Annotated in this window: 9 protein-coding genes; 5 read left to right on the top strand and 4 right to left on the bottom strand. The window is 44.6% G+C overall.

What is annotated here, in order from left to right; translation table 11 throughout:
* Positions 1-501: Druantia anti-phage system protein DruA (locus AXFE_RS05660; RefSeq protein WP_152625892.1), on the top strand; the 501-nt coding region annotated here is incomplete at its 5' end.
* A gap of 580 nt (positions 502-1,081) precedes the next feature.
* Here AXFE_RS05660 and AXFE_RS05655 read toward each other — a convergent pair.
* Together AXFE_RS05655 and AXFE_RS05650 are read right to left on the bottom strand one after the other, a co-directional pair.
* Entirely contained in the window at positions 1,082-1,381 is a 300-nt protein-coding gene (locus AXFE_RS05655; protein WP_052604928.1) for a hypothetical protein, read from the bottom strand.
* A 230-nt stretch (positions 1,382-1,611) separates the two neighbouring features.
* Positions 1,612-2,085: a hypothetical protein gene (locus AXFE_RS05650; RefSeq protein ID WP_052604927.1), complete on the bottom strand. Its 474-nt coding sequence runs from the start codon at positions 2,083-2,085 to the stop codon at positions 1,612-1,614.
* 465 nt (positions 2,086-2,550) lie between these two features.
* On the opposite strand from AXFE_RS05650, the gene AXFE_RS05645 reads away from it, so the two are divergent.
* Positions 2,551-3,984 carry a hypothetical protein gene (locus tag AXFE_RS05645; protein WP_052604926.1) on the top strand — a complete coding sequence of 478 codons (1,434 nt, stop codon included), beginning with the start codon at positions 2,551-2,553 and terminating at the stop codon, positions 3,982-3,984.
* Between the two features lie 47 nt (positions 3,985-4,031).
* On the opposite strand, the gene AXFE_RS05640 is transcribed toward AXFE_RS05645, so the two are convergent.
* A complete protein-coding gene (locus AXFE_RS05640; RefSeq protein ID WP_052604925.1) occupies positions 4,032-4,406 on the bottom strand; it encodes a helix-turn-helix domain-containing protein in 375 nt (124 codons plus the stop codon).
* A gap of 199 nt (positions 4,407-4,605) precedes the next feature.
* Here AXFE_RS05640 and AXFE_RS05635 point away from each other — a divergent pair, with 199 nt between their 5' ends.
* The 3 genes from AXFE_RS05635 (at position 4,606) to AXFE_RS05625 (ending at position 8,386) form a co-directional block, all read left to right on the top strand.
* Positions 4,606-5,637 (top strand): ATP-binding protein, encoded by a 1,032-nt coding sequence (locus tag AXFE_RS05635; RefSeq protein WP_052604932.1) that lies wholly within the window; start codon positions 4,606-4,608, stop codon positions 5,635-5,637.
* Between the two features lie 4 nt (positions 5,638-5,641).
* Positions 5,642-7,885, top strand: coding sequence for a S8 family peptidase (locus AXFE_RS05630; RefSeq protein WP_052604924.1), 2,244 nt, complete (start codon positions 5,642-5,644; stop codon positions 7,883-7,885).
* 189 nt (positions 7,886-8,074) lie between these two features.
* Complete coding sequence (locus tag AXFE_RS05625) at positions 8,075-8,386, top strand: hypothetical protein (RefSeq protein ID WP_052604923.1); 312 nt, start codon at positions 8,075-8,077, stop codon at positions 8,384-8,386.
* Positions 8,387-8,439: 53 nt separating this feature from the next.
* On the opposite strand, the gene AXFE_RS19090 is transcribed toward AXFE_RS05625, so the two are convergent.
* Entirely contained in the window at positions 8,440-8,643 is a 204-nt protein-coding gene (locus AXFE_RS19090; protein WP_152625891.1) for a hypothetical protein, read from the bottom strand.
* Positions 8,644-8,649: the final 6 nt, after the last annotated feature.

Genomic DNA, 8,649 nt, shown 5'->3' with positions numbered 1-8,649 from the left:
AGCTACCACTACCTCGGATACGTGCCTCTCGCTGGGGCACAACTGCGATATCTGGTAGAAGCCGACTGTGGCTTTGTGTCTGCACTCTCCTTTGGTGCGTCGGCCTGGAAGTGCGCTCCTCGTGACACCCATATCGGCTGGGACGACAAGACTCGTCGTTCCCGGCTGCACCTCGTGGTGGGCAACGCGCGCTTTCTCATCCTGCCTTATATCCAGGTTCCCAACCTCGCCTCCAAGATCCTCGCCAAAGTTACCCGACGCCTGCGTGATGACTGGCAGGTCGCCTATGGCTATGCCCCGGTGCTCGTCGAGACCTTTGTCGAGACTGGTCGCTTTGCTGGTACCAGCTACCGAGCAGCCAATTGGATCCAAGTCGGCAAGACCCAAGGTCGCGGCAAGCTAGACCGCACCCATGCCAAAGCACTACCGGTGAAGGACGTCTATCTTTACCCGCTGCACCGAGCTTACAAAACCATTCTCAGCACTCAGACCAGCATGTGAGATCGCCCCGTCAACGTTACGAATCAAACCCTCTTCGGACGGGATCTCCGAATGTGTACGCTTGGTCAATCACATCCAACCAGGTGTGAGTGCATTTGTCGATAGGCAACTGGCGGCCCTTTGAATGAAGATCATGGGTTCCTTTAGCTAAGGTTGACTGCAGTGGCCGTTGTCTCGAGAGGGTTATCCGCCTGCGCAAAAGATCGGTCAGTCTGCCAGAGTGTTGGCATTTCATCGATCAGAGCCTCATCAACCAGCTGTTGCTGAATTTTGACTATTCTTTTCCCACGTTTTGTCGACCATATTGGGTAATTGTCTGAGAATCAATCTAAACCTTGACGAGTCTGAATCTTTTAGAAAATTAACTATTCTTCGTAAGCACTGGAACCGTAAGCACTGGAACCGTAACCACTGGAACCGTAACCACGTGTATTACCGATTGGTTTCATATTCGCGGCGCTACCACTATGACCACTTAGGAACTAGATAATCGTTGACAGTCCGACGATAGATGGAGCACCGAAACCAAGTGTAGCCAAGAACTCTTCGCGAGATACTTCAAGCTCTACTACTTCAAACTTTAATTTTTGTCACTGACGTGCATTCCGTTGTGATCAAACTCCTCTCCGGGAAGCCCACCAGAAAGACGATAGAGTCCTTTGACATCAAGTCCAGCACGTTTGCGTTCATTGACATAGCTTTGAAAAATTCTGATACCGCTATCGAAATCATCTTCAAAAGTACTGAGATGTAATTTTAATTCCCCGAGGCAAATGTTTAGGTTTGAGTATCTAAACCGCCAGCCTCGGCAAGAGAATTCGTACTTGATCTTTGTGAGCAGTTCGTCATCCGTCTGGTATTGCCCATAGGGATCGTTCATGCTTACCCCCCCCTCGTATGGGCCTCACGGGACCCATGTGACGCTGAATTGTTAAATAGTTTATCACAGTCAATGGAGTTTTAGAAAAGTGAAACTCTTTGGAAAGTTCGCAAGCCCAAGAAGAGTATCGCTTGCTACCTGTTTTGGCCTAAAGATGCACAGTCACTGCTTGTCTTGTGAGGGTCATTCTTCATTGCGATAGCCTTTGAAGAAAGTAAAGCGCGTATGGTTTACGTCGTATGATCTAAAATAAGCTTTAATTCAGTTTGTTTGTTCTTTGGGTTGGTAGTTGGTTCTTGATCAGAGTCATCGGTAGGAATTAATTTACAGGCTATGTAGCTTTCTGGTGATAATCTAAGAATTGACAATAGACGTGATGCCATAGCTTGTGCATCTTTTATTGCTTCAGCAATTGTATCACCGGGAGCGTCGCAGATAATAGATAAATCTTCTTTGTTTTCTATTGTGCCACAGGCTCGCCCCATCTCTTGACTAATACGATTATGTAGTTGTGGGTGTTGAACTGTTCCTTTTGGAAATCGAACTGTGATCATCGCTCCCCAGTTAGGCACGGGTGATTTTGGACTTATAGAGGCTGGAGAAGGTTTCCATATCTGAAGGTCTTTATCAGTAAAGTCAATGTGCTCGTTAAGACCTCTTTTGTTGAGAGGATTACTTTCGGATGGATCATGATAAATTTCCATGATGCCTAATGTTCCCTGATAACGATAATCTTGATAAAATTACTCTTGATATAATCATAAGGTTGTAGTTTCACTGATGTCATTATATACCTCATACTTACGATTATGCAAGTAACTAAGGGTACCGTCACTTATAATCGAGCTCGACGACATGGATTGGTCGACATGCAAAGCTCATAATATAGCAGAGATACCAACAAGTTGCAAATATTAGACCCAGTGGGTGGAGATTAACTTAGGTGTGGAAAAGTCGGACCGAGGAATACCGTCAGACGTTGGTAGTTGTCGGGACGTTGAAGAAGAAAATACCGCCACCACAGACAGCGGGGTGGCGACCGAAATTATCGTTGCTTGAACGGTTTGAACAATATTCAACCCGGTCTTTGGGCCAGAACAATCAACGTGGACAGTACACTTGACAAGCCAGTCTTCGCTGATATGTCTTGCAAGTAATAGAATGTTTTTATGACCACACCTACTGAGGGCAAAGAAGTCGTCCTTCTTGGGGCAGGATTTTCCCGGAATGTAAATAACGCCATGCCATTGGAACGTTGCCTCGGAAAGATGGTAAGTGAATACATCAGCAATAACAGCCAAAGTACTGGTGTTGTAACGCTCCCTAGTGTGGTCGAAAAGGGAAGACGGGGAGCAGAGTACGCAGCAGTCACCAGAGCATTGGTGGAAGTCCTACAAGAAGCTCAAATCAGTACCCTGAAAAACCCATTGCCGCGCTGGCTTGAGGAGTTTGTGGTTTTGATGCACCGAAGACAAACTACCCTAGTCACCCTCAACAACGACACTCTCTTCGAAACAGCGTTAGAAAGCGCTGGTGTGCCGACCGAAAGTGGCTCGGTTACCGCAAATAGTTGTTTTGGTGGATTGCCACCAACTGCTGAATCATCCAACGCAAATACATACCAAAATTTGAGAGTCAATGGTCAAAATATATCGTCCACCCCTGCTGTATCTAATAGTGTCAATACACTGAAGCTCCTCAAGCTTCACGGTTCCCTTGATTGGTATTGGGTGCCAGGAGATCTCACTGGCACCAGCCTCCTCCGTTATCCTATACTAACTCACTTTGGTCAGCCCACTCCGGACGATAACTCAGAGGATCGTCGAAGTGCAATACCCGGAAGAGAGCCATTCGTCGTACCGCCGCTCATGGCCAAGTCACGTTTTTTTACTAATGCCGTGATGCGCCAACTCTGGCAAGACGCAGCATCAGCTTTGTCAAAAGCTACGCGGATAGTGATCATTGGCTATTCTCTCCCCGAAGGTGATCTTGCTATCAGAAGTTTGCTCGCTGATACGCTTGCCGAGAAAGATGTCGACGTAGTTGTCGTCGATCCAAATTCTAAGGATATTGTATGTCGACTAAAGAAGCTCGGGCTTATGAACGTGTCTGCATTCGAACCAACGGGTGACAATGTTCTAAACGACTTCGTCGATAGAGAACGCGATTCAGCGACAGTCGCATTTGCTAGAGATTTAGCTTGTCGACCTCAAAATGAGCTCATAGACAACCACGTAAGAATCTCGATTATGTGCCCTGGTTACAAACGTTCATCAAACTCAGTCAACAACCGCTGCACCTCATGGATTGTTCAGGGCGCTGTTTGGACGCAAGGTGACCATACAATCCGTCTTCAAGTTGATGAATCTGTGTCACAGCTTTTAAATCCGATAAAATTTTCTCTTGCGCAGCTGTATGAAAAACTGAATAGCGCATCAGAGAATGGGGGAGGGTTTCAACTCGTGGTCCAAACCAAAAGTGGTAAACGAGTGCCGGTTATCGGGGGAGATCTTGAACAACTGAAGTACGAACCGTATAGACACCCGCATGGCCTGGACCTTCTAGCCAGTCACTGCTGTGTAACTCATGATTCCTCAACGTAGTATGAGATGGTTTCGTAGTTGAAACATCTTGGACATAGTGAGTTACTTCAGCTACTCACTCGGTTTCGTAACTCAACTCCCGCTTTTTTCAAGGCTCGTCGAATCGTCGATGCCCCTACTCTTAGTTCGAATGCAATACTTTCACATGACTGACCGAGTGTATAAAGACGTACGGCCTTTTCAATTTCGATCTGATTCATTCGCGAACGTCGCCGTGGTATTTGTTTGTACTTGAGGTGTCGGAGAACTGTCGTTCGATGGATGCCGAATGTTTCAACTAGGTCCAGAATGGTGGATCCATCTTGATAGTCTGCCACAAGCTCAGTAATCTGCTCAAAAGTCAGTCGATTTTGTACTTGTTGATTTGGACCTTCGGTCTTATAATTTGATGCAGGAGATCGAACAGGCCACTCTTTAACCATTTGCAGCTCTACGAACAGGGAAGATTGGGTTGACAAAGGGTTTGAAAGATGTCCTACAAGGTCCCCCCCAAGATCTGAGTTTATTTGAGGCTTGGTTACCCCTATGGTACGCCAGCTGTAAATTTAAATCAATAGTTTGTGTCCCATTTTATTGCACATGTGTCCCAAGACGTGTTACCATATGAGCATGAAGGAACAAATGCAAAAAAAAGACATACTAAATCTAATAAAATTCCATGCTGAGCATAACGAAGCTGGCTTTAGAAATGAAGCATACAGCATAGCTAGGTTCTTTGACCAAAGTGGAGATCCTCAATTGGCAGAATACATAATGGCGCTGCTGTCGGGCACTAATACTTTTGTGCCGCAGAGTAGTGATTACGATTTACCATTTTTTAGCAAGATTAGCTTGGTTGGTGATGCCCTGCCGTTGCCTACGCTAATCAAGAATGACGTGCTGGGTATAATCAACTCAATAAGCCATAACGCCGGCATCAACAAATTCTTGTTTGAAGGTGAGCCTGGGACCGGCAAGACGGAAACCGTTAAGCAGATTGCGCGCATTCTGGAACGTGATTTATACTCTATCGATTTTGACAGTGTTATTGATAGTAAACTTGGACAGACATCTAAAAATATAGCAGCAGTGTTCCAGGAGATACGTGCACTTCCTGACCCGAGCAAAGTAGTAATTTCATTTGATGAGATAGACGCAATAGCGCTGGACAGAGTTAACTCAAATGACCTTCGAGAAATGGGTAGAGTTACGTCTTCTGTTCTTAAGGGTCTGGACGGTCTTACTGATGGTGTAGTCCTTATAGCGACCACTAATCTTTTCGGTAAGTTTGATAAGGCTCTAACCCGGCGGTTTGACTCAATAATTAACTTTAACCGTTACAGTAGAGACGAGCTTATCGATGTAGCAGAATCAATTCTTAATGAGTTACTGTCTAAGTTTACGTTTGCTGGCCGTAATAAGCGTTTGTTCAGGAAAATAGTCGCGATTATGGATCACATACCCTATCCTGGTGACTTAAAAAACATCATTAAAACATCAATTGCTTTCAGCGATTCATCGAGTGAATATGATTATCTGAGGAAGTTCTATGAAGCCGTAAAGTCAGACACTGATGACCTAAAGAAACTTCAAGATGAAGGCTTTTCGGTGCGCGAAATTGAAATATTAACCGGTGTATCCAAGAGTCAAGTATCCCGAGAGCTAAAGGCGTAGATAAATGAACGATGTCCTGCAGTTACGAGGCACTTTTCAACAACGACCAAATGGTAACCGTCCAGGCTCGCGCAATGTGCCCAAAAATTCGCAGTCAGTTACTTCTGATCACCTAAAACAGCTGATAAAAGACCTGCAAGACCTCAGCAAGTACTGGGACAATCAGAAGCTCATTACAGGTGCGTTGATAGATGTGAACTATATACGCGTGGTTGCGAAGAGTAACAGAATTAGCGGCTATTTTACCAAGGGCACTGTTAAACCAAACGATTTGGTGCGAGGCGCTCGCTTTACCACTAGCGGTGACAAGAAGCACATTATCACCCACTACGTAAGTGACGGGCTTATTAAAGACACTATAGAGAAGGTAGAAAACACCGCCAAGATACTCGACAGTATTTTTAGCGGTACAGTGAGCAATGCCGACATTGAGAATATAGACGCGAAAGGAATAAAGTTTGCGGATTACGGTCTGAGCAAATCGGTGTTCCTTAACATCATTGTCGATTCATATTACGTTCAAAGCTTCAGTGTGCCAGACAACACTGCAAATGCAACAAACAATCAGATAGTCACTATTTATAAGACCGACGAAGACACGATTGCCATTATGAAAAATATTGGCATCAATATTACTCCCGACAAAATTATTGATAACACCACATTTTTGCTTTATCCGGACGAAATAAATTTACTGAAATCAAAAGCTCCGTATCTAATTGCCATGGCGGTGGAAGATATAACGAAGCTTAGTCTCGACGATATCGTAACGAAAGATGGTGATAAAGAACATATACCTGCAAAGATTGACTCACCTACAAATGAGCCTACCATAGGTGTTATAGATACCTTATTTGATGATAGGGTCTACTTCGCTGAGTGGGTTGATTTTCGCAATATGGTCGATCCAAATATTCCAGTAGATCAAGACGATTTTCGGCATGGTACGGCGGTATCATCAATAATTGTAGATGGTCATGTCATTAATCCTGATTTAGATGATGGTTGCGGTCGTTTCAGGGTCCGTCATTTTGGAGTTGCAACTAATAAACCGTTTAGCTCCTTTACTGTTGTAAAGCAAATTAAGCAAATTGTTGATTCAAACCCTGATTTAAGAGTGTGGAATCTATCGTTGGGTTCAGAGCGAGAAATAAATCAGAATTTTATATCACCTGAAGCTGCTATGTTGGATGAAATCCAATTCAACAACGACGTTATTTTTGTTATCGCCGGAACGAATAACAATACTAAAACAGAAAGGTTGATAGGCTCTCCGGCAGATTCCATAAACTCAATAGTGGTTAACTCGGTTAATAAGACTGGAAATCGCGCCTCTTACTCTAGGAAGGGTGTGGTATTGTCCTTCTTTAATAAGCCGGATGTCAGTGCATTAGGCGGAGATGGCAAAGACAGGATACGTGTATGCGAGCCTACTGGGGAGGCATTTATGGCCGGTACGTCGTTCGCGGCACCATGGGTAAGTCGAAAAGTAGCCTATTTGATGGAAGTCTTAGGCCTAAGTCGTGAGGTTGCAAAGGCACTTATAGTCGATGCCGCCGCCGACTGGAATGATACCGGTAATGATCCGGCGCTAGCGCCATTTGTTGGTCATGGCGCCGTACCTGTGCGTATCGAAGATATCGTTAGATCAAAAGACGATGAGATAAAATTTATTATGAGTGGGGTATCAGAACAGTATGATACATATACTTATAATCTGCCCGTACCACTGAATAAAGATAAGCATCCTTTTGTAACGAAGGCTACGCTGTGTTATTTCCCCAACTGCTCTATCAACCAAGGAGTTGACTACACAAACACAGAGTTAGATATATCCATAGGGAGGATGACCAACAAAGGCATAAAGCCTATCGATAAAAATATGCAAAGCGTTAATGACGGTAAGAGCCACTATATTTACGAATCTGATGCTAGAAGTCTGTATCGTAAATGGGACAACACTAAACACATACGAGAGAAGTATGGTGACCGCCTAACTGCTAGAAAGGCGTATAAAGATGGCCTATGGGGCGTGAGTGTGAAGACTAAGGAACGTCTGTCGAAACGAGATGGCAACGGGATTAAGTTTGGACTAGTCGTTACCCTGAAAGAAACAAGTGGCATCAACAGAATCAACGATTTTATTAGACAGGCGCAGATCCGTGGTTGGCTTGTAAATAGAATTGATGTTAACGCTCAGGTTGACATTTACAATAAATTGCAAGAGCAGATAACTTTTGATTCTTAAGTTTCAATCACCTCTTTGCATATCTTCAGGGGGCAGTTGAGCGGTTGTGTTAACCAACAATGATGCACTCCACTTACAATCACAACTGCACTCTAAAACTGCACTCCGTACCGTTAAAAGTGCACTACCGTTTGTTGCTAGGTCTGATTATCTGTAACCTTCCAGAGGCCTGCATACTAAAGCGAGTGGGTGCTAGCAAGATTGTTACAGGCATTACTTGATGTTACTTTAGAGATGCGTCAGCTTTTCAATGACCAGCAGTTTTCTCATACGGACGACGTTTCGCCCTGGGTCCCTGCATTATCCATCCATTCAACTGAGAATCTTGCCCGGCTTGTTCTGTGTCGGCAACTCGAAGGGCGACTTGTGCCGTTTGAGGACGAGTTGGCCATCGGGACATTTGCGCGAACTCTGGCGACTACTCAAGACTGGAGTTCTACATATTTGGAGGGAGCAATTGAAGAGGTTAAGGCTCTCTTGCGTTCGGTTGTTCGGGAGTAATTGTCCGGGAGTTAATTCAGACCTTGGCAACTATTCATAATCCAGAGAATTATTTATTCTCCGTAAGCGCTGGAACTGTAACCACGTGCGCGACCAACGGATTTCGTACTCACAGTACTACCGCTATGACCAGTCAAGAACTTGATTATTGAAGACAGTCCAATAATCGATAGGGCACCGAAGCCAAGAGTAGCCAAGAACTCTTTGCGAGATACTTCAAGCTCTAGTAGCTGGTGTAAGGGTGTTTGTTGTTTCATTGTTTG

Source organism: Acidithrix ferrooxidans (assembly GCF_000949295.1).
Taxonomy (GTDB): domain Bacteria; phylum Actinomycetota; class Acidimicrobiia; order Acidimicrobiales; family Acidimicrobiaceae; genus Acidithrix; species Acidithrix ferrooxidans.
Note: the sequence above shows the minus strand (reverse complement) of the source record. Positions and strands in the feature narration are given on the sequence as shown.